22 protein-coding genes and 3 pseudogenes are annotated in these 26,770 nt (G+C 51.8%); 12 read left to right on the plus strand and 13 right to left on the minus strand.

Annotation, left to right across the window (positions count from 1 at the left end; genetic code table 11):
- From CTZ24_RS05245 to CTZ24_RS05265, 5 genes and pseudogenes are all read left to right on the plus strand, one after another.
- Positions 1 to 260: integrase core domain-containing protein (locus tag CTZ24_RS05245; protein WP_208724453.1), on the plus strand; the 260-nt coding region annotated here is incomplete at its 5' end.
- Positions 261 to 425: 165 nt separating this feature from the next.
- Positions 426 to 998 carry a hypothetical protein gene (locus CTZ24_RS05250; protein WP_208724991.1) on the plus strand — a complete coding sequence of 191 codons (573 nt, stop codon included), beginning with the start codon at positions 426 to 428 and terminating at the stop codon, positions 996 to 998.
- Complete coding sequence (locus CTZ24_RS05255) at positions 967 to 1,113, plus strand: hypothetical protein (protein WP_208724992.1); 147 nt, start codon at positions 967 to 969, stop codon at positions 1,111 to 1,113. The genes CTZ24_RS05250 and CTZ24_RS05255 overlap by 32 nt, the downstream gene beginning before the upstream one ends.
- 311 nt (positions 1,114 to 1,424) lie before the next feature.
- Positions 1,425 to 1,544 (plus strand): annotated as a pseudogene (locus tag CTZ24_RS05260) (helix-turn-helix domain-containing protein); the annotation flags it as partial.
- A 66-nt stretch (positions 1,545 to 1,610) separates the two neighbouring features.
- Positions 1,611 to 2,236, plus strand: a pseudogene (locus CTZ24_RS05265) (Vat family streptogramin A O-acetyltransferase).
- A 504-nt stretch (positions 2,237 to 2,740) separates the two neighbouring features.
- Here CTZ24_RS05265 and CTZ24_RS26920 read toward each other — a convergent pair.
- A pseudogene (locus CTZ24_RS26920) lies at positions 2,741 to 2,830 on the minus strand (Rha family phage regulatory protein); the annotation flags it as partial.
- An 826-nt stretch (positions 2,831 to 3,656) separates the two neighbouring features.
- Here CTZ24_RS26920 and proX point away from each other — a divergent pair.
- Positions 3,657 to 4,655 carry a glycine betaine/L-proline ABC transporter substrate-binding protein ProX gene (gene proX, locus CTZ24_RS05275; protein WP_208724993.1) on the plus strand — a complete coding sequence of 333 codons (999 nt, stop codon included), beginning with the start codon at positions 3,657 to 3,659 and terminating at the stop codon, positions 4,653 to 4,655.
- 32 nt (positions 4,656 to 4,687) lie between these two features.
- Here the strand turns inward: proX and CTZ24_RS05280 are convergent, their stop codons facing one another.
- Positions 4,688 to 6,121 (minus strand): MFS transporter, encoded by a 1,434-nt coding sequence (locus CTZ24_RS05280; RefSeq protein ID WP_208724994.1) that lies wholly within the window; start codon positions 6,119 to 6,121, stop codon positions 4,688 to 4,690.
- A 228-nt stretch (positions 6,122 to 6,349) separates the two neighbouring features.
- Here CTZ24_RS05280 and CTZ24_RS05285 point away from each other — a divergent pair, with 228 nt between their 5' ends.
- Positions 6,350 to 7,036: a GntR family transcriptional regulator gene (locus CTZ24_RS05285; RefSeq protein ID WP_021182333.1), complete on the plus strand. Its 687-nt coding sequence runs from the start codon at positions 6,350 to 6,352 to the stop codon at positions 7,034 to 7,036.
- A 76-nt stretch (positions 7,037 to 7,112) separates the two neighbouring features.
- On the opposite strand, the gene CTZ24_RS05290 is transcribed toward CTZ24_RS05285, so the two are convergent.
- Genes CTZ24_RS05290 through CTZ24_RS05305 form a run of 4 tightly spaced genes read right to left on the minus strand, consistent with a single transcriptional unit; the run spans position 7,113 to position 12,842 of the window.
- Positions 7,113 to 8,327: an amidohydrolase family protein gene (locus tag CTZ24_RS05290; RefSeq protein WP_208724995.1), complete on the minus strand. Its 1,215-nt coding sequence runs from the start codon at positions 8,325 to 8,327 to the stop codon at positions 7,113 to 7,115.
- Positions 8,324 to 10,792 carry a branched-chain amino acid ABC transporter ATP-binding protein/permease gene (locus tag CTZ24_RS05295; protein ID WP_208724996.1) on the minus strand — a complete coding sequence of 823 codons (2,469 nt, stop codon included), beginning with the start codon at positions 10,790 to 10,792 and terminating at the stop codon, positions 8,324 to 8,326. Before CTZ24_RS05295 ends, CTZ24_RS05290 begins: the two co-directional genes overlap by 4 nt.
- Positions 10,789 to 11,652: a branched-chain amino acid ABC transporter permease gene (locus tag CTZ24_RS05300; RefSeq protein WP_208724997.1), complete on the minus strand. Its 864-nt coding sequence runs from the start codon at positions 11,650 to 11,652 to the stop codon at positions 10,789 to 10,791. Before CTZ24_RS05300 ends, CTZ24_RS05295 begins: the two co-directional genes overlap by 4 nt.
- 11 nt (positions 11,653 to 11,663) lie before the next feature.
- A complete protein-coding gene (locus CTZ24_RS05305; RefSeq protein ID WP_208724998.1) occupies positions 11,664 to 12,842 on the minus strand; it encodes an ABC transporter substrate-binding protein in 1,179 nt (392 codons plus the stop codon).
- A gap of 167 nt (positions 12,843 to 13,009) precedes the next feature.
- Between CTZ24_RS05305 and CTZ24_RS05310 the strand changes: the two genes are divergently transcribed.
- Entirely contained in the window at positions 13,010 to 13,411 is a 402-nt protein-coding gene (locus CTZ24_RS05310) for a nuclear transport factor 2 family protein (protein ID WP_021182338.1), read from the plus strand.
- A gap of 90 nt (positions 13,412 to 13,501) precedes the next feature.
- Here CTZ24_RS05310 and CTZ24_RS05315 read toward each other — a convergent pair whose 3' ends face one another.
- The 5 genes from CTZ24_RS05315 to CTZ24_RS05335 all read right to left on the minus strand — a co-directional run bounded on the left by CTZ24_RS05315 (position 13,502) and on the right by CTZ24_RS05335 (position 18,456).
- Complete coding sequence (locus CTZ24_RS05315; protein WP_208724999.1) at positions 13,502 to 14,362, minus strand: ketose-bisphosphate aldolase; 861 nt, start codon at positions 14,360 to 14,362, stop codon at positions 13,502 to 13,504.
- A 3-nt stretch (positions 14,363 to 14,365) separates the two neighbouring features.
- Positions 14,366 to 15,778, minus strand: coding sequence for a PTS fructose transporter subunit IIC (locus tag CTZ24_RS05320; RefSeq protein ID WP_021182340.1), 1,413 nt, complete (start codon positions 15,776 to 15,778; stop codon positions 14,366 to 14,368).
- Positions 15,779 to 15,800: 22 nt separating this feature from the next.
- Positions 15,801 to 16,274 (minus strand): PTS sugar transporter subunit IIA, encoded by a 474-nt coding sequence (locus tag CTZ24_RS05325; protein ID WP_021182341.1) that lies wholly within the window; start codon positions 16,272 to 16,274, stop codon positions 15,801 to 15,803.
- Positions 16,264 to 17,781, minus strand: a complete 1,518-nt coding sequence (locus tag CTZ24_RS05330; protein WP_208725000.1) for a BglG family transcription antiterminator — start codon at positions 17,779 to 17,781, stop codon at positions 16,264 to 16,266. Before CTZ24_RS05330 ends, CTZ24_RS05325 begins: the two co-directional genes overlap by 11 nt.
- Positions 17,782 to 18,108: 327 nt before the next feature.
- Complete coding sequence (locus CTZ24_RS05335; protein WP_208725001.1) at positions 18,109 to 18,456, minus strand: hypothetical protein; 348 nt, start codon at positions 18,454 to 18,456, stop codon at positions 18,109 to 18,111.
- A 491-nt stretch (positions 18,457 to 18,947) separates the two neighbouring features.
- On the opposite strand from CTZ24_RS05335, the gene CTZ24_RS05340 reads away from it, so the two are divergent.
- Positions 18,948 to 21,680, plus strand: coding sequence for a cation-transporting P-type ATPase (locus CTZ24_RS05340; RefSeq protein ID WP_208725002.1), 2,733 nt, complete (start codon positions 18,948 to 18,950; stop codon positions 21,678 to 21,680).
- Positions 21,681 to 21,712: 32 nt separating this feature from the next.
- Here CTZ24_RS05340 and CTZ24_RS05345 read toward each other — a convergent pair whose 3' ends face one another.
- The gene (locus CTZ24_RS05345) at positions 21,713 to 22,816 is read right to left on the minus strand and encodes an AI-2E family transporter (protein WP_208725003.1); all 1,104 of its coding nucleotides are present in this window, start codon (positions 22,814 to 22,816) and stop codon (positions 21,713 to 21,715) included.
- A 202-nt stretch (positions 22,817 to 23,018) separates the two neighbouring features.
- On the opposite strand from CTZ24_RS05345, the gene CTZ24_RS05350 reads away from it, so the two are divergent.
- The 3 genes from CTZ24_RS05350 (at position 23,019) to CTZ24_RS05360 (ending at position 25,492) form a co-directional block, all read left to right on the plus strand.
- On the plus strand, positions 23,019 to 23,249 hold the full coding sequence (locus CTZ24_RS05350) for a DUF1272 domain-containing protein (RefSeq protein ID WP_208725004.1): 231 nt from the start codon (positions 23,019 to 23,021) through the stop codon (positions 23,247 to 23,249).
- An 818-nt stretch (positions 23,250 to 24,067) separates the two neighbouring features.
- Entirely contained in the window at positions 24,068 to 24,556 is a 489-nt protein-coding gene (locus CTZ24_RS05355; protein ID WP_021182348.1) for an RcnB family protein, read from the plus strand.
- Between the two features lie 108 nt (positions 24,557 to 24,664).
- Positions 24,665 to 25,492, plus strand: coding sequence for a Cof-type HAD-IIB family hydrolase (locus CTZ24_RS05360; RefSeq protein WP_208725497.1), 828 nt, complete (start codon positions 24,665 to 24,667; stop codon positions 25,490 to 25,492).
- A gap of 46 nt (positions 25,493 to 25,538) precedes the next feature.
- On the opposite strand, the gene CTZ24_RS05365 is transcribed toward CTZ24_RS05360, so the two are convergent.
- Positions 25,539 to 26,702 carry an iron-containing alcohol dehydrogenase gene (locus CTZ24_RS05365; RefSeq protein ID WP_437180272.1) on the minus strand — a complete coding sequence of 388 codons (1,164 nt, stop codon included), beginning with the start codon at positions 26,700 to 26,702 and terminating at the stop codon, positions 25,539 to 25,541.
- Positions 26,703 to 26,770: the final 68 nt, after the last annotated feature.

Here is a 26,770-nt window from a genome sequence, read left to right on the forward strand (position 1 = left end):
AAACGCGGGCGTTCGCCCGGATGCTGGGGCTTGAGCCATGTACGACCGCAGTTCGTAGCCCGGAAAGCAATGGCATAGCAGAAAGCTTCGTGAAAACGATAAAGCGGGATTACATCAGTGTGATGCCAAAACCGGACAGCCAGGTAGCGGTGATGAACCTGGCGGAGGCGTTCAGTCATTACAACGAACATCACCCGCACAGCGCGCTGGGATATCGCTCGCCGCGGGAATATATACGCAGAAAGTTATCACAACCGTAAGAGAGAAAAGGCGTCTGGATATATAGGGTCAAATCCACTAACAGGGCAACCCATAGATATTTTATAAACACTTACGGCAGATTTTGAAGTTGAACTAACTTGTTCTATTAATTCATAAAATTATTTGTATCGAGTATGCGTGCTGGGTATTAATAGGGTAAAATCGTGCCACTTAAATCAATTATGAAGGATTCAGGATTGATGCATGCGTATAAGTTAGTGACACCGGGTTTAGCAACATTCGGTGATCTCTCATATCTTGATATTGAGTTTACCTTTTCTGGCAATTTCGGGCGTAAAGCCACATATCGTCTGGCGTTCTGCCCACCTTCATTAGACCCAGTAGCTGCTGAAACGATGCACAGAATGATTGGCCCTGAAATCCTTGTGTTATGTGTATCAGTGGTGAGCTTTGCAGATATCGTCCAACTTGAAAGAGAACAATGGCAACGGGAGAATCCAGTATCAGGGGAAGTACCTCTTAACATGTTTGATAAACCGGCAGATTCGTTCGATTTAGACCTGTCAGAGCTGCAATATCTTTACGTTACGTTGGTTGACTTCATGTTGAAAGTTGCTGACAATTTCAGCATTCAGGTTTTGTTTTTTACCGCAGAACGCGAAGAACTACACGCCACATACTCCAGGTACGTGAAAAGACTCACCAAAGAGCGTGGCTTAACTTACATCAATGACGGAGCTGCTTATGCGATACGAACACAGCACTACCCGCGATAAGGGTAAGATTGATTTCAAAGCGATCCATGATAGCAAAGTCGAGATGATGAAACGCTTTATGGCCGCTAAAGCTGAAGCAGAGCGCAAAGGTGAAGTGGTCTACAAAGCTCTTTAATCTTTTGCAATGCGTCATAAGTGAAAAGACCTGTTCAGGTCTTTTTTTATGTCCAAACAGTCATAAGTGCATGTTTAATGCCTCAACGCGTGGAGCCAACTATCCAGAAAATTCGGGCAGCAAGCTCTTTCATCATTCTGGCTAAAGTCGGGACGTGTCGTATATATGCTTTCCTGTTTGCCAGCAGGATATGACGGACATTGATTCTCAAGAACTATCTCGATTCTGTGAACTGGAAAAGCATTAAACTGTTTTCTCAAAACAGAAAATTACACCAATAATGATGAGCAAAGAACGTGTGGAGATTTGTCATGACAGCAAAAATTAAATTCAAAAGCCCCGCATTTGAAGCAATTCATAGCGCAGCAGCCGGTATGTTGAGAGCGGGTGTGATCTCACAGAAAACCATGCGCAGCTTTGATGCAACCTGCAAAAGCACTGGCTAAAATAATGATCCGGCAGTCGTAACATTGATCCAAATAAGTAAGGAGGTAAGTATGCATGGACCAGAACCGTCTGATAAGCATCCTATGAAGGAATTTCCCCAGGTTTGCTTTATTAAAAATACGATTAATAATCCCAATATCATCGTTGGTGATTTCACGTATTACGACGATCCAGAAGACTCGGAAAACTTTGAACGTAATGTTCTTTATCATTTTCCATTTATTGGCGATAAGCTCATCATTGGCAAATTTTGCGCGATTGCCAAAGGTGTTCAATTCATAATGAACGGATCCAACCATAAACTCTCTGGTTTCTCCACTTTTCCGTTTTATATCTTCGGTAATGGATGGGAAAAATCGATGCCAAAGGCAGGGGATTTGCCTTACAAGGGGGATACGGTAATTGGTAACGATGTGTGGATTGGATATCAGGCATTAATCATGCCCGGCGTGAAGATAGGCAACGGCGCGATTGTCTCCTCGCGTTCAGTGGTGACTTCCGATGTACCTGCTTATGCGATTGTGGGCGGTAATCCCGCGAAGTGATTAAACAACGTTTTTCCGATGAAACCATAGAGGCGCTGCAAAAGCTGGCGTGGTGGGATTGGCCTGTAGAAAAGATCACTGAAAACCTCTCTGCAATAATGTCCAGTGACATTGAAGCATTTCGCGATTGATGGCATCTGCTACCAGGCGCGCTGAATGTCCCACTTTTGGCAGTGTGTTGTGTGCGATACCAGCTATCGCACAAAAAATCGGGGGCACTTCCGGGGGCATTTAAAGTAAATTGAACAGAATTTACCCCCATAAATCATCAAGCTACACCTTACTTTTCAATCCTGTAGTGGAAAAATGTCCCGCAGATGTGAGCCATGAATATCAGTAGCAAGACCCACCAGCATGATGCGAGCCTGTTCCACCATGCGGATGCGTACCTTTAGGACATGCCATAGCTGAGGTTGAGAAAGCGAACACCGCGGTTAGCATGATTAGTGCTGCGATCTTATTCATTTTTATTCCTGTCTTTTGTTAAGAGGTGTGTAATCCTTTCGCACTCAGGCTAATTCTGACAGACTTTTTCGCTGCTACTGTCACACCAGATATTAGTCTATCCGGGCTTCTTCCCCTGGAAGAAGCTGTTTTTCCGCTGTTTTTTTTATGTTCGACAGGAATACCGCGCCATCGGTAAAGCGGTCATATAGTTTGCTTGCAAGTGGTGAGTCTATAGCTTTAAGTGAGGGATAGAGCTGACTTCGCCAGATGTTATAAATAAAATCGTAATGAATACCTAATGCGTTGATGTTGTATAAATTCTTCTCGCGTTCCGAAGGCGGCTTCCTGTTATCTGTAAATTTAAGCACATCTTTCTTCTCTGACTCACGACCTAAATTCTTTGACTGTAACACTGATGCCAGGTAGTTGATCACCAGATCGAAATCTTTTTTCGATGTAATATTAAGTGTTTGCATAACATCTTTAACATTCATCTTAGTCTCATCCATTTCATTGCGCTCCATTATTGGTTTCCTTTAAACCAACAAGTTGGGCAAGAGAATTCCTCGTTTGTTCATAATTTGACCTGCCTGTTTATGTGACAGAACCCTGGATTTTGAATGTTTAACCAATGCCCTTTAGGCATCATATCCAGCAGCTTCATTAAGCCTTTCAGCGATAATACGGCCATTATTAAAGCCCTGCCGGATGGCCTCCGAAACGATGCGGAGTACTGCTCCTGAATCTATTTTTTATAGCATGGATAATCAGTAATATGCACACCAGAATATACCGCTGTTTTTCTCATTATCCCCGTTAGAGGTTGCATGATGTGATTTATGTGTTATGGTAAATGGATGTTGAATTATTTGAGGGTGGATTCAGGGCTTCGCAAATAACTGAAAGCGAAAGCATCTGGAAGGAAATAACAATGATGATTTCAGGTTGCCTTGGTTTGCTTTTAAAATTTCCCACTGTCTTTATTTACTTCATGTGCCGTTATCAGCTACGCGCTATCCCATCAGGTTGTTTGTCATCATTCAATTCTCTTTCTGTATGGAAAGATTCTCCCGCCATATCATAGTCAGAAAAAAGGCCATTATTATGACCAGAAAAAAATTAATATTATTACCCGTCGCTGCTTTATTCTCTTCATCTGTGGTTTTTGCCGCAGATTTACCAGGGAAAGGAGTAGACGTACACCCGGTACAGAGTACATTGCCTGAAGAATCTTTCCAGACTGAGTTAATCAACCGGGCATTGGAAAAGTTGGGTTATGATGTCAAACCCACTGAGGAAGTGGACTATAACGTTGCGTATACCGCTATCGCTGCCGGAGATGCAACTTACATGGCGGTAAACTGGGAGCCGTTGCAGAAGGACATGTACAATGCTGCCGGTGGTGATAATAAATTTTATCGCGAAGGTAGCTATATAACAGGTGCAGCACAGGGATACCTGATTGATAAAAAAACGGCAGATAAGTATCACATTACAGATATTTCACAGCTTAAAGATCCGAAAATAGCTAAATTGTTTGATGCGAATGGCGATGGAAAAGCGGATCTGGCGGGTTGTAATCCTGGCTGGGTTTGTGGACAGGTGATTGATGCACAAATTAAAGCTTATGGTTTAAGTAGTACAGTGCAGCAGAATCAAGGAAATTATTCCGCCATCATCGCAGATACCATGACGCGCTATAAGTCTGGGAAACCAGTTCTGTATTTCACCTGGACGCCATATTGGGTCAGTGATGAATTAAAACCAGGAAAAGATGTTGTCTGGTTGACCGTGCCTTTTTCTGTTACGCCAGGTTCTCAGAAAAATGAAGATACTGCATTGCCTAATGGGAAAAATTACGGTTTCAAACCTAATAATGAGCATGTTGTTGCTAACAAAGAATGGGCGGCTAAAAACCCTGCAGCAGCGAAATTGTTTGCCATCGTGAAATTACCCCTTGCTGATGTCAATGCACAAAATCAACGTATGCATGAAGGTGAATCCTCTTCAGCCGATATTCAACGACACGTAGATGGTTGGATCAAGGCACACCAGGCTACTTTCGATGGTTGGATCAAACAGGCGAAAGCAGCGGTGCGATAACCAGACTATCCCGACCTGTTCTCAGGTCGGGATTAACGTTGTCGCTGAGAAACACGCTCCCCCGCTGTCGGCTCCAGCCGCACCATATCCCACACCCCAATCAGCGTAATCAGGGCAATCACCCCAAACCCCACTTTAAACCCTATCCCTGGCACCGCCGTGTAACCAAACTCATCCCCCAACACCGTCCCCAGCCGGATACACAGTGCTCCCAGCGTTACCCCCAGCCCGCTCGCCAACTGTAAGGAGGTACTAAACAGCGTATTCGCCGAACTCATCTCCTGCGCGGGCACCTCGGCAAAAGCCAGTGAGCTGATCCCGGTAAACTGCATCGAACGACTTAATCCGCCCATAAATAGCAGTACCAGCGTAATCACATGCGGTGAAGCCGGCGTCAAAAACGCACACAGCAGCAGCGTCAGCACACAAACCATACCGTTTCCAATCAGTAGCTTACGGAAGCCAAAATAGCGAATCAGTGGCGTGGTGGCGGGTTTCATCGCAAGGTTACCGGCAAACACCGCCAGCACCAACGAACCGGCTTGAAAGGCATTCATGCCGAAACCGATCTGGAACATCAGCGGCAGCATAAAAGGAGCAGAGCTGATAGTGGCGCGTAGCAGGAAACCACCACGCATGGTGATGCGGAAAGAGGGCACGGAAAGCGATGACAGACTAATCAGCGGCGCTTTGCTGCGGCGCAAATGGCGGATGCTCCACACCAGCGTTGCCAGTCCAAGTGCAATCGTCACGGCTGCGGCAGTCAGGCTGGCGCTTTGCTGGCTCAACATTTCCAGGCCAGCCACCAGGCACAGCATGGTGACACCGGTAGCGATAAAACCGGTGACATCGAATGGGCGATGCTGGTGAGCCGAGTCATTTGGCATCATGCGCAGCGCCAGGATGATGGCGATAATCCCCAGCGGCACGTTGAGGAAAAAGATCCAGTGCCAACTGGCGTAGGTAGTGATAAACCCGCCGAGCGGCGGCCCAATGATCGGGGCGACCAGCGCGGGCCACGTCAGGGTGGCGATGGCTTTGATCAGCTGATCTTTAGGCGTGGTGCGCAGTACCACCAGACGGCCAACCGGCACCATCATGGCACCGCCAATGCCCTGCAAGATACGCATCAACACAAATTCAGTGACGTTGTGCGTCAGGCCGCAAAACAGTGATGACAGGGTGAAAATGGTTAACGCGAGGCTGAAGACATTACGCGCACCAAAGCGTTCCGCCACCCAACCGTTGGCCGGGATCAGCACCGCCAGCGTCAGCAGATAGGCGCTGATGCCGATGTTCAGATCGATAGCGGAGACGCCAAACGCTTTGGCCATGTCCGGCAACGCGGTGGCGATCACCGTGCCATCAAGAAACTCCATGAAAAATGCGCTGGCAACCAGTAGCGCCAGGCCGGAGATGCGGCCCGAGCGGGAGACGTCTTCCCCGGTTGAATCAGATAAAGCCATGCGGTGCCCTTAGCATAACAACGCCCAATCATTTGGGAGAGGTGTGATAGGTTTGTAAAGTTGTTATACCAAAAAAACAAAACGCGGATGAATACCCATGTCAAACTTGTTGGCTAAATATTGATATTCGACAACAATTTCCTTCACGCAATTTCCCCTACAACCTGTTCAGCAAGCAGCCCTTGAGATGTTAATATCGAGGCATTAACACCCCCGGATGAGGTCAGAATGAGTCAGGTCGCCACCGCGAAGCAGCGTGAAGTGCAGCGTATCGTTGATGCGCTCTCGCTCGCTATCGCGCAGCATCGTCTAAAGCCAGGCAGGCGGTTAGTCGAGGCGCAAATTGTCGAGGCGCTAAAAGCCAATCGCAACCATGTGCAGGCGGCGCTACAACGTCTGGCGTTGCAGCATATCGTGACTATCGAACCCAATATCGGTGCGATGGTGGCGCATCCTGAAGCGCAGGAAGCGCGGGAGATCTTTATTGCCCGGCGGGCGATTGAGAGCGCGATTGTGGCGTCGATAACCCCCACGCAGATGGCGCAGTTTGCCGATGATATCGATGCGCAGCAAAAGGCCGAACATGCCGCCACCGGGCAGCAGGATCGTCGTGATATCGTGCGTGAGTTGAGTGCCTTTCACCTGTTGTTGGCAAAAGTCAGCGGCAACAAAGTATTGAGTGAAATTCTGTCAAACCTGATGGTGCGCAGTTCGCTGATTGTCGCGCTGTATCAGCGTAATGATGTGCCGTCATGCCAGTGCGCCGAGCACGGTGCGATCCTTACGGCGTTAAAAGCGGGCAACACCGAAGAAGCGCAGCAAATCATGCTGGCGCATCTGAATGAACTGGAAGCGGAACTGGATTTAACCGAAGTGGTATCCGAGGAGCTGTCGCTGAGCCAGGCACTGCTGTAAACGGGGTACGAGCGGTCAGTCGCCCTCATCCCGACCTTCCCCCGTAAGCGGGAGAAGGAGGGGGGCCACATACCCGTTAAGGTCTATTGAGCACAGCCTGCGGGCGGTTGAAGGTTTGTCTGCCACGTTTAAAACCGGCGATTGGCGGGGCAATCTGCGCCACAATCTGCCCGGCGTGTGTCACATCAAATATCACCATATCGGCCAGGCAGCCCGGCGTCAGGCCATAGTCGGTTAAGCGCAACAGCTTTGCCGACTGGCTGGAGATCCAGCTCAGGCATCGCAGCAAATCTCCCTGGGTTCCCAATTGACGCACGTTGGCGAACAGGTTGGCCTGGCGTACCAGTGAGGCATCGCCAAACGGGGTAAAGGGATTGGCGATATTGTTGGTGGAGAGGGAACACACCACGCCACAGCGATCCAGCTCATCCAGCGGTGCGACGCCGCGCGGTTGCAGGGCAAAGCGATCGCGCGCGGTGAGAAACAGGTCGGTGGCGGGCAGGGCGGTGACCTGCACCCCCGCATCAGCGAGCCTCCGGCCTAATGCACGCAGTGGTTCGATATCCAGAATCGATAACTTGGTAACGTGCCCGACGGTAACCCGACCGCCCCAGCCTGCACGTTCTGTCTCCTCAATCACGCTATCGATCAGCCGGTTTTCTGGCGACAGATCGAAATCGAGATGAAAATCGAGATCGACATCATAGCGTTGGGCTAAGACAAACAGCCGCTGGATCTGACCAATTGGATCGCTGTCGGTATACGGGCAGCCGCCCAGCAGATCCGCGCCCGATGCCAGTGCTTCGCACAGCAGCGTCTCGGTGCCTGGATTATTCAGCATCCCTTCCTGCGGAAATACGCAAAGTTGCAGATCCAGCGCCCAGGCGTAATCTGCCTGCAAACGGCGAATGGCGCGAAAACCGGTCAGACCAATCACCGGATCGATCTCGATATGGGTACGCATGCGCGTGGTGCCCTGAATAATGGCTTGTTCCAGCACGCGGGCACCACGTTGATAAACGTCCTCCTCATTGAAATCGGCTTTGGCGCGCGCGGTTTCACGTATCGCCTCCGCCAGCGTACCCTCCTGCTGGCGGCAGCGATCGATGATGCAGGCTTTATCGAGGTGGATATGGGTTTCCAGCAGACCGGGCAGCACCAGCGCACCCGCCAAATCCAGCGTCTCCGCCGGTTCATTATGTGCAGCGACAAAATGTTCGTTGGCGATGTACAGCGTTTGCAACGCCTCTGCGCCCGGCAATCGGGCATTGATGATGTTCAGCCGTTTCATGCGTTCCCTGCTCCCAGCCAGGCTTCTGCCAGATCCGCCTGTGCCAGCAGATCCTGTGCGCGTCCGGCTTTCACCACTTCACCCGATTCCAGCACCAGCGCACGGTCGGCAATGGTCAGGGCGAGATTTGCCATCTGATCGACCAGCAGCAGCGTGACGCCTTCATTACGTAACCCGGCCAGCGCGTCATACAGTTCGCCAATCATCGCAGGTGACAGGCCGAGGCTGGGTTCATCCAGCAGCAAAATCGAGGGGCGCGACATCAGGCCACGGCCAATCGCGACCATCTGTTGTTCGCCGCCGGAGAGCAGCCCAGCCTGGCTGTGCAGGCGATCGCGCAGGCGCGGGAAGCGGCGCAGGATCGCCTCCACTTCCGCCTGCGGATCGAGCCGTTCGCTACAGGCATACTGGCCGATCAGCAGGTTATCCAGCACCGTCATTTGCGGGAACAACTGGCGTCCTTCCGGCACCAGCGCCAGACCGCGAGCGGCGATTTGGGCGGCGTTGAGTTCTTTGATCGAATGATCGTGCAGATAAATGGCTCCGCTGTGTGCCGGATGCAGCCCGGCCAGCGTTTGCAGAATGGTGGACTTCCCGGCTCCGTTGGCGCCAAGAATCGCCACGGTTTCGCCCGGATTGACGGTGAAGCTGACATTACGCACCACCGGCGCAGCGCCATAGTCGAGCGTCAGTTTATCCACCACCAGCCCCGGTTCGCCGCTGTTGCGCAACGGCATCACGCGAGGTTTGCCGCGATACTCGGTGCCGCCGAGATAGGCAGCGATCACCGCCGGATTGCGCTGCACCTCTGCCGGACTGCCTTGTGCCAGGGGTTTACCGGCATCCAGCACTTGCAGACGATCGCTGACCGCCATCACCAGCGCCATATCGTGTTCAACCACGATCACCGCCAGACCAAATTTTGCCAGTCGGCGCAACAGCGGGATCAGGGCATCCGTTTCTTCCCGACTCAGTCCGGCTGCGGGTTCATCCAGCAGCAGCAGGGCAGGATCGAGCGCCAGCGCACGGGCAATCTCCACCAGCCGACGATCAACATGCGGCAGATCTTCTGCCGGGGTATGCACCGAACCGCGATAACCAACCAACGCCAGCAGTGCCAGCGCGACCTCCCGTTGCTGCTGCGCCGGGTGACGCCACGGCAGTCCCTGGCGGCCACGCTGCTGGGCCACCAGCAGGTTTTCCAGCACGCTCATTCCGCCGAACAGTTGGGTGGTTTGGTAGGTGCGGGCGATCCCGGCGCGTGCGACGCGCCAGGCAGGCTGACCACGCAGTTCCTGTTGCAGGCGAATGCTGCCGCTGTCGGCACGATAAAAGCCGCTGATCATATTCAGCACCGTGGTTTTTCCGGCGCCGTTTGGCCCCATCAGGCCGAGGATCTCACCGGCACGCACTTTGAAGCTGACATCGTTGGCCGCCTGGACGCCACCAAAACGGATGCCGATCCCCTCGACATTCAACACATCATTGCCGCCACGCTGGAAGTGACGTTGCAGCAGGGCTTCGTCGGGTGTTGCAGGGGCGAATTGCGCAGCGGGTTTCGCCAGCCAGCGCGCCAGCGTACCGAGCAGGCCACGCGGTGCCAGCCACAGCACGCTGAGCAGCAACACGGCAAAAATCAGCAGGCGATATTCCGCGAACGAGGACAGTAGCTCCGGCAGCACCACAATCAATAACGCGCCCAGCAGTGGGCCGAATAGCGTACCGCTACCGCCAACCACCACTGCCAACACAAACAGGATCGACTGTGCGAAGGGGAAAGAATCCGGGTTGATAAACATCATCAACGGCGCAACGAAAGTACCGGCGGCGCTGGCGAGCATGGCAGAAAGCGCGAACGCCAGCGTTTTACTGACCACCGGGTTAAAGCCCAGCGAACGGGCAGCAATCTCACTGGCCTTGACGGCACGCATCGCCAGTCCCCATTGGCTGCCTTGCAGGCGGGCAAACAGCGCCAGAGCTGCCAGCATCAGCACGGCGCAGCATAAGGCCAGTCCGATATTGGGATCGAGCGGGCCAAAGTCGGGCATCGGGATGCCCATCAATCCATTCGAGCCGCCGGTCACCTCACGCCATTCAATCAACACATGGCGCACCACCAGCGCAAAAGCGATGGTAATCATCGCCAGAAACGGACCGCTGACGCGCAGCGCCGGGATGGCCAGTAAACCGCCAATCACGCCACACACCACCATCGCCACCAACATGGCGACGCCGAGCGGCACGCCATTCATGGTCAGCGCCGCCGAAATGTAGGCTCCGAGCGCGTAGAAGGCGATGTGGCCGAAGGAGATTTGTCCGCTTAGCCCCAGCAGAATATTCAGCCCGACCACCGTGGTGACGGCGAGGGCAAACAGGGAGAACACCAGCAGCGCATAGCTGCCGAGCACGAAGGGCAGCAGCAGGCTGATCAGCGCCAGCGCAGCGAGGGGGAGGGTTTTAATCATACTTTGACCCTTAATTTTTGCCCGAACAACCCGTTCGGGCGCAGCGCCAGTGCCAGAATCACCAGCGAGAAGGTGAAGATTTGTGTGAAGGCGGAGCCAAACCACAGCGTAACCAGCGCTTCACTGAGGCCAAACAGCAACCCGGCGATCCAGATGCCGCTGCTGCTGGCAAGACCGCCGAGGATCGCCACCGCGAAGGCTTTCAGGCCGAATAAGGTACCCATATCGCTTTGGATGCTGAACAACGGCGCGATCAGCAGGCCAGCCAGCGCGGCAAACACGGTGGAGAGGGCGAACGCCACTGCCACCACGGTATTCACCCGAATGCCCATTAACTGCGCAGCGCGCGGGTTCTGTACTGTGGCTTCCAGCACTTTGCCGATGCGGCTGTAACGGCGGATCACGGTCAGAGCCACCACGATCACCACGCCGGTCAGCGGGATCAGCAGGTTGATTAGCGACCATGAGCTGCCAAAGAACGTAAAGGTAACGTCGGTCACCGGGAACTGGCGTGGCTCTTTGCCGAAAGTAAACATCGCCAGGTTATCGACGAGGATCCCGCCCGCCACCGTCGCCATCAGCCAGGCTTCCGAATTGCGTGCCACAAACGGTCGCACCAGCAGGCGCTCAATCACCACGCCATACAAGGCGCAGCACAGCAACGTGGCGGGCAGAGCCAGCCACAACGGCCAGCCGAAAGTCACGTACAGGCTGTAACCGAGGGTTGCGCCCACCATCATGGCGCTGCCCTGAGCAAAGTTCAGGGTGCGGGACACAATCCAGGTGATATGAAAGCCGAGCGCCAGCAGGGCATACATGCTGCCGAGGCTAAGTCCGGTGGACAGGGCGGTACTCCACATTATCCTTCTCCTTACTGGGTAACTGGCAGGATCTGCTCGCCTTCAAACCGGGCAAACACGTAGTCTTTCGGTCCCAGGGCATCGTGTTGCTGCACGGTGAACGGTTGCTGATAATGTTTAATCAGGCCGTCATATTCCTTGATGGCGTAGAAACCATTGCGAATGGCGGTGCCATCGAGGCTGGTGGCGTTGTTCAGCGCCAGGGCGGTCAGGTGCATGGCATCGTAAGCATTGGCGATGCCCACCGCCGGTGTGACATCTGCCAACCCTTTGATTTGTGGATACTGTTTTTTCAGTTCATCCATCACCTGGTTGCCTTTGGCCGAGTTATGGTCGGTAAAGACAAAAGTCTGGATAAAGGTCACCTGATCGGCACCCGGGCCAGCCAGCTCGCTGAAGCGACCGCCAGCGGGTCCCCAGTGTGAAACGACCGGTACCTGCCAGTTCATCTTGTGCAGCGATTTCACTACCTGCGCCGAAGGTCCGACGTTGCCGACCATCAGCAGAGTATCGGCACCGTCATTTTTCAGGCGGGTCAGTTGCGGCACCAGGTCCACATCACTGTCTTCGATACGTTCAACCCCGGCTACCGGGATGTTGTTTTTCTGCAATGCCGCGCGGAAACCCTTCTCGTTCGATTCCCCCCACGGATTGTTTACCAGGATCATGCCGGCTTTTTTCATGCCTTTCTTTTCGCTGGCGTATTCCACCAGTGCTTCATCCACCAGTTCATCCACTGCGGAGACGCGGAACACGTAGTTCTCCTTCGCACCGTTATGGGTGATGCCGGTGCCTGCGGCCCACAAGCCGACAAAAGGGGTCTTCAATTGATTCGCCAGCGGTACGATCGCCAGCGAGACGGGGGTGTCCAGGCCGCCGAACAGCACGGCAACTTTTTCACGCTGGATCAATTCGCGCGCAGCCAGCATCCCTTTGCCGGGGTTGCTTTCATCATCACGGCGCACCAGCTCCAGCGGATGGCCTTTCACACCACCTGCCGCATTGATCTCGTTGATGGCGATGGTCAGCCCACGGGTCAACGCCTCGCCCGATTTAGCCGATTGACCTGACAATGCCGTGACCAGACCGACTTTGATCGGATCGGCTGCCAACACGCTCGCTGACATCATGGTCATCAGGGTGGCGGCAGCGCATAAACGCCAGTTTTTCAGTAACGATTTTCCGGACATCACTCACCTCATGTGGATTGCTAGCAATAATATTTTTATTTCTAGCAATTACGATGCCAGTTTGTTATTGCTTAAAAACAGGCGGTTTATCCCGCAAGTTAGCGGCAAAGTTGCGCCATTGTGGTGCTGATGCGCCAGGGTTGTGCAAATTCACATCAGGAGGTTTTATGTCTGAGATTGAGCAAGCGGTTGAGGTGGTTAAGGGGTTTTTAGCAGCATCTATGGCTCCCGATGCGGTGCTGGCAGCGACCTTTATGCATCCGCAGGTAAGCATCACCTTTACCGGGAAACGTGAGTTTCCCACCACCAAAGGCATCACGGACTTCAACGGTGCACGCTATAAATGGGTGAAGAAGTCCGTCGGACAATTTGACTGGATGGATCGCGGCGATCACGTTGTGGTGTACTCCAACGGCACCCTGTATGGCGAGTGGCCGGATGGTCGACCCTTTGCCGGTAATCGTTATCTGGATCGTTATGAAGTGCGAGAGGGATTGATCGTGAAAATGGACGTGTGGAACGACAGCGCCGAATGGATTCTGGCACCGGAGATTGGGCGCGTGGAGTAGTCATGATCCGTAGCGGTGCGATTTATCGCGCGTTTTTTTCGTAACCAAAACCCGCGCGATAAATCGTGCCGCTACGGCATGTGCTTTTAATTAATGATAAAGCTCCGCTTTACCCACTGAAGAAAACAGCTTCATTTTATGTTCCACTACCGCGCGTGCCGAAGCCATTGGTTGAATAAACAGGCTGCTTGGCTCATGGCTTGGTGATTTCATGGATTCTTCCAGCGCCACGAAGAAGGCTTTTTTCATATCGCTGGAGATATTGATTTTGCCGACGCCATATTGAATCGACTCCGCCACTTCGCTGTCTTTGTTACCGGAACCGCCATGCAGTACCAGCGGAATCGACAGGCGTTGCTGGATCGCTTTCAGGCGATCAATATCCAGTTTGGGTTGCATACCTGGCGGATAGAGGCCATGTGACGTGCCTATCGCCACCGCCAGGGTATCGACGCCAGTTTCTCGGGCAAAACGTTCAGCCTGCGCGGGATCGGTGTAGAGGATTTCATTGTGTCCACCTTCTGCGCTGCCCTGCGCCACACCAATGGTGCCGAGTTCGGCTTCGACAGACACATTCACCGTGTGCGCCACCTCGGTCACTTTGCGGGTGATGGCGATGTTCTCCTCCAGCGGGAACGCAGAGGCATCGATCATCACCGAGGTGTAGCCGGTGCGAATGGCGCGCATCACCTGTTCCAGCGACTGGCCGTGATCCTGATGGATAACCACTGGCACCGATGCATTGCTCGCCAGTTCGCGCAAATAGACAATAAATGCATCGCCGACGAATTCATGCTCATCCGGGTGTACCTCTAAAATCACCGGAGATTGCAGTTTTTCCGCGACCTCAATCACCAGGCGCGCAAATTCGGCGGAAGCAATATTGAAGGCGCCGACGCCAAACTTATTCTGCTGCGCAACCTGGAGTAAATCTTTCATATTCATCAACATTACTTAACCCTCTTGTGGAAGTTCCTGACAATCTTTTTTGACAAAACGGAGAATCAGCGCGGTCAAAATGGCACCGGCGGCGATGGCGCAGGCATAGGCAACGACATGGGTGATGACATTCGGGATAAACATCACGAAGATGCCGCCGTGCGGGGCGCGGGAACCGCAACCCAGCGCCATAGAGAGCGCGCCTGCCAGACCTGAACCGGCCACAATCGCGGGGATCACGCGCAGCGGATCGGCCACGGCGTAGGGGATGGCCCCTTCAGTGATAAATGACAGGCCCAACACCCAGGTGACTTTCCCGGTTTCTCTCTCCTGATGGGTGAATTTCTGTCTGAACAGCAGGGTGGCCAGCGCAATACCCAGCGGCGGCACCATCCCGGCGGCCATACAGGCAGCAATCGGTTCATAGATTCCGGAGGACATTAAGCCAATGGCAAACATGCAGACGGTTTTATTTAACGGGCCGCCCATATCAAACGCCACCATCATGCCAATCAGCAGCCCCATAATCGCGGCGTTGGTATTGCCGAGATTTTCCAGAAAGGTGGTCAGAGCCTGAAGCAGCACTTTGATCGGTTCACCGACGACAAAAATCATCAATGCGCCGGTAATCAACACGCTGAGCAATGGCACGATCAGAATGGGTTTCAGGCCCGCCAACGCTTTGGGCAGGTTGACATATTTCACGATGGCGAAAGTAACGTAACCAGCGAGGAAACCGGCCAACAGCGCGCCGAGAAAGCCCGACCCGGTGTGAATGGCCAACATCCCGCCGACGGCACCCGACACAATCCCCATATTGCCGCTGATCGATTTACTGATCCCGAGAGAAAGTATCGGTAGCATCAGGGCAAAAGCCGCGCCGCCGCCAATATCAGAAAACATCTTCGCCAGTGGACTGAAATGCGGATCGCCTGGTGTCGCCGCGGTAATACCGAATGAAAAACTCAGGGCAATTAAAATACCGCCGGCGACCACAAACGGGATCATCAGGTTTACGCCAGTAATCAGATGGACATAGATTTGTGATAACCATGACCGGCTTTGATCCGTTGATTCAGATTCGCTATGGCTACGGCTATTTTTGAGTTCCAGTAACTCTGATTTTATTTTTCCTGACAGAATATCATTTAATAATCCCTGTGCATCTTTTGCTGCACGGGTAACAGGCACTCGAATAATTTTCTTGCCACTAAAGCGCGAAAGGTCAATCACTTTATCCGCAGCAATTAATACCGTGTCAGCCTTTTTAATATCGTCCGAGGTCAGGATATATTCACTTTCAACCGCACCTTGTGTTTCGACAAGGATATCGACACCCATCTTTTTGGCATTCTTTTTTAAATTTGCTTCGGCAAGATAGGTGTGAGCAACGCCTGTAGGGCAGGCGGTAATGGCTATGATGTTCATTATGCTCTCCTGATGAAAATTATTATTCTTCGCTATGATTGACGATCAAATCATAAAGCTCCTCCTTAGTTTGCGAATTGATAAGTTTATCCACAGTGTCATCGTCACCGAGGGCGATCGATATTTTAGCCAGTACCCGGATATGACCTGCACCGCTGTCAGCATCTTTGACAGCAAAAAGAATAACCAATTTGACGTCGGAACTGTCCATCGTTTCCCAGTCGACAGGGGAGCTGAGTTTGGCAACCGCAATACGGGTTTCTTTCACCCAGGATGATTTCCCATGCGGGATCGCGATCTGGTTTTCAAATCCAGTGGAACCCAATTCCTCGCGCGCCAGTACATCATGGATAAAACCGGCCTTATTGGTGATTACCTGCTCGGAGTAAAGGCAATCTGTCATTTTCTCAATAACTTCGAGTTTGTCTTTAGCAACCAAATCGGTCAGCACACAGGAACGGCTTAACAAATCTGCGACCACAATTTTATCGAGCATCACATTTCTCCTTACGGGTTATATCGGTTCCCAGGCATTCAACAACGCGAGCAATATCATTTCTGGAAAAGAGCGCCGAAACATAGGCGACAGGCAATTCAATATCGTCTAAGCGAATGGTGGAAATAATCAGATCGCAGTGCTGGCTTTGCAGTGTCTGTTTGAGACGGGCGCCAGGGACAATGTCGATAATCTCCCATTCGGGAAAGGCACGATTAATACGGCTGGATAACAGTTGTGAAGTGCCGATACCACTGGAGCAGACCAGAATGACCCGTTTTTTTGCTTTGGTTTTTTCCAGCGCGTTCTGAATATAGATAGTCAGCCAGGCAATTTCGTCGTCAGAAGGCAGAGCAAGATGCTGCTCCTGATGGATCGCGAATGCGGTTTGTTTCACCGCCGTAAATACCTGATTAAATTCGTTACGGATCTCTTCCAGCAACGGATTATGGATAACAATCCCGTAAACCAGACGGTTCAACATCGGTTTTATATGGGAAGCCAGCGCTTTTTTTAATCCACTATCACGGGAAAAATCGATATCCAGTGAGGCGGAGAGTCGGTTAACCAGCAAACCGGCATATTCCATCGCGGTGCAATCATGAGGGTTATTCTCAGTTTCTGTCACGGTGACAGGGTGCATGCCAGATGAAATAATATATTGGTAAATATAATTGACTTCGATAGCCGGAAAACGGGTTTGGTATTCATTTTCCAGCCAGAGGATAGCATTTTCGGCAATGCGCCATTCCCGGTTATCGTAACGAATAAAAACCGTTTGTTCCGCCATATTTCTGCCGGGATGTAAGTTGCGGCGCAGCGTGACCAGCAGATGAGAAAATAAGTTCGTGTAATAAGGCTCACTGATTGAACCTTGCAACTCTTCCTCAATGAGGGCAATCAGGTTCATACAGTTGGCAACATTTTCCTGACCAAACTCAGTAATAAGTTGCACCCTGGAAAAACGGTCGATGCGGCTGTCGGTCATCTGATAATTGCTCAGCACGCTATGGGTAATAATCTCTTTCAGTGCCATTCTGATGTTATAATCGGTTCCGGAAATAAAAGTTCCTGAATGGTCTTTTCTGATCGCAAGGGAAAATTTTTCGATCCAGATTTCAATCTTTTTCAAATCTTCAACGATAGATGAGCGACTGATAAAATATTTTTCCGCCAGTGCACTGATGGATAAAGGATCGGGCGAATCTGAGAGTAAATCGGTGGTCATACTGATCAGCCGCTTACTTTTCAGAATGCCGAGCATGGCATCATCGTTAGTATCATGTGGTACGGAAAGGGTACTACTGACATCTAATTTCAATCCCAGTCCCGGTTTGCTGATAACTTTATTGTTTCCCAGGTAATACAAGTTAATCACTTCCACATCACGACGGATGGTACTGATAGAAATATTGAGCTGTTGCGCCACCTGAGTCATCGGCAACCAGCTATTCTCCAGTGCCAGTAAGTTAACTAACTCTATTTGTCTTTTGTTGAGCACTGTCATTGTTATCCTCTGCGCAGAATTTATGTCGGTGCTGGCTCTGTGGTTGTTATAGCCAGAAATCAGGAGGGGAGAAATACCAAAACATGAACGGAATATGTTCAAAATGATGAACACAGTTAAATCAGAATAATAATGTCAGGGCATTGCCGGGTAGACGCTAATGGATGATGGCGAATTTATTGCCAGTGAGATCACAGAAATATTTCGACAAGGAATTAGAATTGGGAGTTACTTCACAGAATATAATTCCGTAACGGCACGATTTATCGCGCGGGTTTTTGACAACCAAAAAATGCGCGATAAATCGCGCCGCTACGGAAAGGAGGACTAGCTGCTGGCGTTTTGCCCCTCCAGGCTGATAAACAGATTTTCCGGCACGCTGAAAATCACCTCCAGCGCATCGCCGCGGTGAAGCGGGGAAGAGACGAGTGGGTATGGATGCTCGTTGAGTTTCAGGCTGCTCTGAGCGTCATGTTCTCGCCACGATCCGACACCTTTCAGTGCCAGGCCATCTTTACCCGGTGTCGCGAAGATGCGCAGGGTTTCAACATTATTATCCTTGAATACAGAACTCTTAATTACGTTAGGTACTATCATCTCCGTGATTTTTTTATTATTACAACCAATAAGAATCAAACAGCACAGCAACGCACCCAACACCGGCCAGTTGTTCATTTTCCTTGCCCTTATCAATTAACTACCGGGTCAAATATGCATCACGAATTCAGCTTAAATACTGATTGCCCGCAATCTTTATGGCGGGAGTTAACTTTTTCAACTTTCGTTAAGGTTTCGTTTAATGTCTTCTGCGCGATGGATCCAGGCTGGATGGAATATTAAAGATCAACAATCCTGTGACAGGAAAGGCGATTTCCTCATCAAAATAAAACAATAAAATAAATATAAATTATTGTTTTTTAATATTTTATTTTGTTTTGGCGTTAGAGGTTAAAAATGGTTATAAAATCTGAAAATCTCTAAATATTGTCGGATTAGAATTTTCTTATCGTGATAATAATTTACCTTTGTGACTAGCTTTGGGTGAATTACCTGCGGATTTAAAACTGAGAAAAACATGATATTGGTCATCGCGATGGCTGGAGATTTTATTAAAGTGTGATTTTTATTTTGGTCATAATTTATTGATTCAGTCCCACGGGGTAATTATGAATGTCATTCCTTTTACCATGAGGCGAACGGATTCCGCCGAGCGTCCCTGGTATCAACAAGACAGCGCAGCCGCGTTCTCTGCATTTAACAGTTGTCCACAAGGATTAAGCGGTGAAGAGGCGCAGCAGCGACTGCATACTCAGGGTCCAAATATTCTGCCGCAGAAGCGCGAGAAATCGGTGTTGATGCGTTTTATCGCCCATTTCAAAGATGTGCTGATTTATATTCTGCTGGCGGCGGCGCTAGTTACGGCCATGATGGGCCACTGGGTCGATACCTTTGTCATTCTCGGCGTTGCTGTCATCAACGCACTGATTGGATTTATCCAGGAAAGTAACGCCGAGAAGTCATTGAAAAGCATTCAAAATATGCTGTCGAGCGATGCCATTGTGCTGCGTGAAGGATTACAGGCTACCGTTGCCACGCAGAATATCGTGCCGGGTGACGTGGTCATGCTACGGCCTGGCGACAAAATCCCGGCCGATTTGCGCCTGTTTGAAGTCCATAATTTGCGGGTTGAAGAGGCGATTTTGACCGGTGAATCCACCGTGGTGTCAAAAAGCACCGCGGCGCTGGAAGGTGAGAAATCCCTGGGTGACCGGCTCAATCTGGCGTATTCGGGCACTACGGTAAGTTCTGGAACGGCGATGGGTGTTGTGATCGCCACCGGTGGCGATACCGAGTTAGGCCATATCAATGCGATGATCTCCTCAATTGAGGAAGCCAAAACACCGCTGCTGGTGCAAATCGATAAATTGGGTAAAGCGATTTTTGCCATCATCCTGTTGATGATGGTGGCGCTGTTTGTTTTTGGTTTTTTGCTGCGCGACATTCCTCTGGGGGAACTGCTGCTGTCGGTAATCAGCCTCGCGGTGTCAGCGGTGCCGGAAGGGTTGCCGGCCATTATCTCCATCATTTTGTCGCTGGGTGTGCAATCAATGGCGCGCAATCAGGCGATTATTCGCAAGTTGCCGACGGTGGAAACACTGGGTGCGATGTCCGTTATTTGTTCAGACAAAACCGGCACTCTGACCATGAATGAGATGACGGTGAAAGCGGTGGTACTGGCGGACAGCCAGTGGCGTATCAGCGGCAACAGCTATGAACCACAAGGTGAGTTTCATCCTGTTATCAGCGCCAGTGGTCATGCTGCGGGAGAAGATAGCGTGTTGCAGGCCTTTCTCGGGGCTGTTGATCGCTGCAATGAAAGCCAACTGCGCCAGGACGAACAGGGCCACTGGGGCATCATTGGTGGCCCCACCGAGGGTGCGCTGAAGGTGCTGGCCGCGAAAGCGGGCGTGAAGTCTGATGCGATTGAAGTGGTTAGCAAGCTGCCGTTTGATTCTCTCTACAAATATCAGGCGGTGAGTGCGGTGATGGATGGGAAACCTTGCATCCTGCTGACCGGTGCGCCGGATGTGTTGCTGGCGCTGTGCCAGCAGCAGCAGGGGGAGCAGGGCGTTACGGCGATCGATCGGGATTACTGGGAGAACGCCATCTCGACGTACGCCAGCGAGGGGTTACGTACCGTGGCGGCGGCCTGGCGCTGGTTGCCGACCGTGAAGCATCGACTCGACCATGAGGATTTGCGCGAGGGTATGACGTTGCTGGGGTTGGCATGCATGATGGACCCGCCACGCCCGGAAGCGATTACCGCTATCCGCGACTGCCAGCAGGCGGGTATCCGCGTGAAGATGATCACCGGCGATCATCAGGAAACGGCGATGGCGATTGGGCAGATGCTGGGTATTGGCAACAGCACCGCTGCGGTGACGGGTTATCAACTGGAACATATGGATGATGCCGCATTGGCGCAGGCAGCACAGGAATACGACATCTTCGCTCGTACCAGCCCGGAGCATAAGTTACGGCTGGTGAAAGCGCTGGCAGCGAGCGGGGAAATTGTCGGTATGACCGGCGATGGCGTCAATGATGCCCCGGCGCTGAAGCAGGCCAATGTCGGTATTGCTATGGGGATCAAAGGGACAGAAGTGACCAAAGAGTCAGCTGATATGATCCTCGCCGATGACAACTTCGCCACCATCGCGGCAGCGGTGAAGGAGGGACGTCGGGTGTATGACAATCTGAAGAAAACCATCCTGTTTGTGATGCCAACCTGCTTTGCTCAGGGGTTGCTGATCATCATCGCTATCTTAATGGGTAACCTGTTGCCACTGACGCCGGTACAGATTCTGTGGATGAATATGGCGACCTCTGCCACGCTCTCGTTTGGTCTGGCGTTTGAGCCTGCGGAACAGAACATCATGCGGCGGCCACCACGCAATGTGCGCAGCAATGTGATGGATGGATTTGCCATCTGGCGTGTGCTGTTTGTGGGGCTGCTGATCTCAGTCAGTGCTTTTATGCTGGAAGCCTGGTTGCAACCGCGTGGTTACAGCCCGGAGTTTATTCGCACCGTATTGTTGCAGATGCTGGTGACCGCGCAGTGGGTGTATATGCTTAATTGCCGCAACAGCGAGGGCTTCTCACTGGATGCTGGTTTGCTGAAGAACCGGGGAATCTGGCTGGTGACGCTGGTGTTGATCCTGCTCCAGGCGCTGATCATCTATGTTCCGCTGATGAATACCCTGTTTGGCACCCAGCCGTTACCGCTGAAATACTGGTTTATCGCGTTGGCGGTCAGTGCCGGGATCTTTGTGCTGGTGGAAATTGAAAAACGCCTGACGCGCGGCTGGCGCACATCAGGCGACAAGGTGATGGCGAGTTAACGTTTAAGTCGGGTGCCAGACGGCACCCGCTATCAGTCGCGCTGCTTCCCTTCCTCAATAAACTCTTCATCAATCTCTTCCACGTTGTCACGGTTATCACGTCCGGAAAGCAGGTTCCAGCAGGCGATAAACAGCGCGGCAATTAACGGACCGATGACAAAGCCGTTGATACCGTAAACTTCCATGCCACCCAGCGTGGCAATCAGAATCAGATAGTCCGGCATTTTGGTGTCTTTACCCACCAGCAGCGGGCGCAGAATATTGTCCACCAGACCGACCACCACCACAAAGAAGCTAACAAGGAACAAGCCTTTCCACAGCGCGCCGGTAGCGAAGAAGAAAATGGCGGCGGGCACCCAAATGATCGCCGAACCAATCGCCGGAATGAGCGAGAGAAACGCCATTAACGCGCCCCACAGCAGGCTGCCATCGATATCGGTGATCCAGAATGCCAATCCACCCAATACCCCTTGTACCACGGCGACCACCACGGTGCCTTTCACCGTCGCGCGAGACACCGCCGCAAACTTCAACAGCAGATGGTGTTTGACATAGGTGGAGAGTGGCAGCGCCTCTAAAATCAGGCTTACCAGCCAGGCACCATCTTTCAGCAGGAAGAACAGCAGATACAACATCACACCAAAACCTACAGTAAAGGTGAAGGTGCCTTTACCGATGATGAACACGCTGCCCGCCATATACTGGCCGCCCTTCAGGGCAAAGCCGGAGAGTTTTTCCTGGATTTGCGTGGCGTTGTTCAGATGATGTTCAGACAGATAATTACGTGCCCACGCTGGCAAATGTTGGAACAGGTCGGCAAAGACCGTCGGAAACTGCGATGAGTTGTTTTGCAGTTTGGTGTAGACGGTATTGAGCTCCACCACCAGCGATGAGGTGACGATAGCCAGCGGTGTGAAGACGATCAGGCAGATGATCAGCAATGTCACCAGCGAGGCCAGGCCGTTACGATCCCCCATTTTTTGCCGTAACACGGATTTCAGTGGATGGAAAATCACCGCCAGAATCGCTGCCCATAAAATGGCGGAGAAGTAAGGGGTGAGCACGTCAAAAAACGCCACCGTGACAATCGCCAGGATGACGATGAAAAAGCCGATATTCAAACCTTTAACTTGCATCAATACGTCTCTTTAAAAAGGGGAACGCATGAACTATAGAAGGTCTGGTGATGAGCGTCACATATTCGGCAGGACAGCTGCGTGATTTATCGCGTGATGTGGAATCTGTTGATGTCCTGATTTGTCCCTGTAGTGTCTGCCTGCGATCTGGTCATAAACGATTGCAGCGGCGATGATGGATTTTTTCGTACAGGAGAACACCATGCTGGAACTTCGTCCTAACTGTGAATGCTGCGATAAAGATTTGCCGCCGGAGTCAAGAGAAGCGCATATCTGCTCGTTTGAGTGCACCTTCTGCATTGATTGCGTCACCGGGGCGCTCGATGGACATTGCCCGAACTGTGGTGGAGAGCTGGTACGCCGCCCGATACGACCCGCAGCTAAGTTACTGCGTTATCCGGCATCGACGACACGCCATCTGGCAACAAGGTAAATACCAATGATGAGGTATTCAACAGGTAATTATCCGTTCCGGTATACAGAAGTAAAAACAAAAGAAGTCTCCGCTCGCATTTCCCGGGCAGAATAATCTGATCGCATGAGTTATTTCTAATAACGCTAATATTGAATTATGTATTAATCACGGTTTGGTATTAATTGGTTTTTTGTGGGACCTTACGGCTTTCGCCAGATGAAAATTATCCATGAAAGCTGTGTTTCGTTAAGAAATGCTGATAGTCAAGAGAGTGGTTTTTCTTTACCTGTTTGATTTTGATTGTTTTTTTATGCGGAATGACCTGAGGTGTCTGATAATGTCTTGATAGCAAGAAATATCTTGTTGGCTACTCTGGTCAGAGCACAGACCTTATTTAAAAGAATTTTATTCTGTGCAGAGGATTATTTACCTCAGCATCTAACTCCTTACGTATTTTTCTGAAAAAAAGTCATTTTTAAAAGAATTTTTCATTTTGAAATGGTATTGTTTACCGGCAATGCTAGTGATGTGGCGTTGTGTGCTTCAGTTTTACCCTCGCTTTTGTAGGGTTACCCCTCTTTATGCAATAAATGGAAATTGATTCCTCCCGATCTTCGCGATCGGGTTTTTTTCATTGATTACTCTCCCCGTAGAATGCTGCATTTTCGGTCCATTTAATGTCACGCCTGACACAAACGTTAAGAAAGCGATAATTCGAGGTAATATATTGTAAGTCGGTAGTTTTTTAGGAGTTTTGGAAATGCGCTTTAGCCTCCATATCATTAATAGTATCGCTTAACGGCGCTATCACTGCCGTTATCCCTGGAGGTAACACCATGAAAAAAACAACATTGACTTTAGTCGCTTCGCTTATTGCATGCAGCACATTGATTTCCAGCGTTTCCTGGGCTGACGGCCCCGGTGACCAGCGCTGGCAGCAACACGGTGGTAATCAACATCAGGACCACGGTAATGGTCCGGATCGTGGTGGTAATCGTGGCCCTGACCACGGCAACAACCGTGGCCCTGATCGCGGCGCAGATCGTGGTCCTGGCCGTGGCAATGATCATTATGCTGGACGTCCGATGCCGCAAGGCCATCACGGTGGTGATCGCTTCGCCTGGAACGGCCATGATTTCCGTCGTGGTTACCCGGCGCCGCCGGAATTCCGTGGCCCGCATTATCGTGTCGATGACTGGCGTGGACACGGCCTGTATGCACCGCCACGCGGTGAATATTGGTCGTATATCGACGGTAACTACGTCCTTGTAGCCGCAGCCACCGGTATCATCACCGCGATTCTGCTGAATAACGCCTTCAACTAATCCTGCCGACGGATGGCCATTGCCATCCGTCTTTTCGCTGTTTTCTCCTCCCCGCCAGGTTATCCTCTATAGCGATCTGTTTTCCTTTCAATGCGCTAAGGAGTCATGATGGCCGTGGTAAAAATGGTGGCGGTAGATATGGACGGCACCTTTCTCGACGACAAAAAACAGTACAATCGCGCACGTTTTCACGCCTGTTACACCCAACTGAAACAACGTGGCATCAAATTCGTGGTCGCCAGCGGCAACCAATATTATCAGCTCAAATCCTTCTTCCCTGAGATCGCCAGCGAGATCGCCTTTGTGGCGGAGAATGGCGCGTGGATTATTGACCGGGATGAGGAGTTGTTCTGTGGGGCGTTTTCGCGTGATGACGTTCATGCGGTGATGGATACGCTACAGCGTGGTCACTATCCCGATCTGAAGTATTTGATTGCCGGTCGTAACAGCGCTTACTACTTCACCGATGCCGATGAGTCATGGTTGACGAAAATGCGGCACTATTGTCATCGCCTGAAGGCTATCGATAGCCTGAGTGATACCGGTGACGATAAGTTGTTTAAATTTGCGCTCAATCTCTCCGACGACTATGTGTCGATTTTGATGGCCGATATTGAACGCTTGCATCATGGTGCCGCAGCGGCGACGTCCAGCGGGCATGGGTCGGTTGATTTGATTGTGCCGGGTCTGCATAAGGCCAATGGATTACGCCTGTTGCAGGCGCGTTGGGGCATTGCTGATGAGGAAGTGATGGCGTTTGGCGATGGTGGCAACGACCTCGAAATGTTGGTGCAATCTGGTTTCAGCTTTGCCATGCAGAATGCGCCACAGCGTGTGAAGCAGGCGGCACGTTATCAGGCACCGTCCAATAATGACGAGGGCGTGTTGCAGGTCATTGAGCAGATGCTGGCAGGGCAGGGGCCATTCCACGCCTGAACGCATATCCGGGACGAAACGGCGCGATAGATCGCGCCGTAACGGATCATGCGATCTGCCAGGCTGCCGCGATCATGTCAGTCAACGTCTCTTTGGTGTAGCTGACCCAGCCGTTTTTACTGTTGGCTCGCGCCACAATCCACTCAACTTCCGTCGCTGTCAACGTTGGGCCGCCCTGCCAGAACGGCATGATGGCGTGCTGTTGCAGCCAGGCTTTTAACGCCAGTGCCGGTGGTGCCGGATCATCCGGCAGCAGTTGTTGCGCCAGTTGCGCCATCAGTCGCTGCTGCTCGGGATGTTCGCTTTCGGCCAGCACATCGAGGAACGGAAACAGCAGACGTCCACAGACTTCGCCATGATGGAAAGGCTTAATCGCCCCCAGCTCCCCGGCGATACCGTGAATCACCCCCAATCCGGCGCTACTCAGACAGACACCGCCCAGCCATGACGCCATCATCATCGCTTCGCGGGCATTATCACCTGCCTGATCGGTGCGATTCAGTGCGGGCCAGGCTTGAAAGAACAAGCGCAAGCCGCTCAACGCCATCTGCTGGCTGAACAGATTGCCCTTGCGCGATAAATAGGCTTCAAACAGATGGGTAAAAGCGTCAATGGCGCAGGTGGCCAGGACAGGGTCTGGCGTCCCTTTGAGTAAATCGGGATCGAGAATTGCCACCTGCGGCACAAACACCGGGTGGCGCAGTGAGGCTTTCACCTGGATATGTTGTTGGTCAGTCACTACCGCGTTTTGTGTCGCTTCGCTACCGGTGCCAGCCGTGGTCGGAACCGCAATCAGCGGCAATGTGGCAGGCTGTACCGGCGTATCACCTACTTTCTCCAGATAGCGCGCGGTGGGTAGCGGATGTTGCATCATGGCGCTAAAGGCTTTGGCTGCGTCCAGCACGCTGCCGCCACCGATCGCCACCACTCGATCAACATGGCCGCGCCAGCGATTGACCCAGCCATCAATTTCATCTGGCGAAGCCTCATGGCTGACGATCTCATAGCCGAGGATGTTCTCGTTGAGCGCTGCCCCGAGGCGCGCCCAGGTAGGGCCGTTCAGAAACGAGCGACCACAGAACAACAATGTCGGCTGCGGATTGGCGGCCAGCAACGGCACCAGCCGATCAATACTGCCTCGGGCAAACAGGGTTTGTTGATTACTGTACAGCTCGATCAGATTCTCACTCACCTGCACATCCTTTTTCATGGGCGGAAAGACCTTAGTGTAACCAAATCACTTCCTGCTGCCGGGGCAAACATTCTGATAACCAGTGG

It is taken from the genome of Pantoea phytobeneficialis (assembly GCF_009728735.1).
Taxonomy (GTDB): Bacteria; Pseudomonadota; Gammaproteobacteria; order Enterobacterales; family Enterobacteriaceae; genus Pantoea; species Pantoea phytobeneficialis.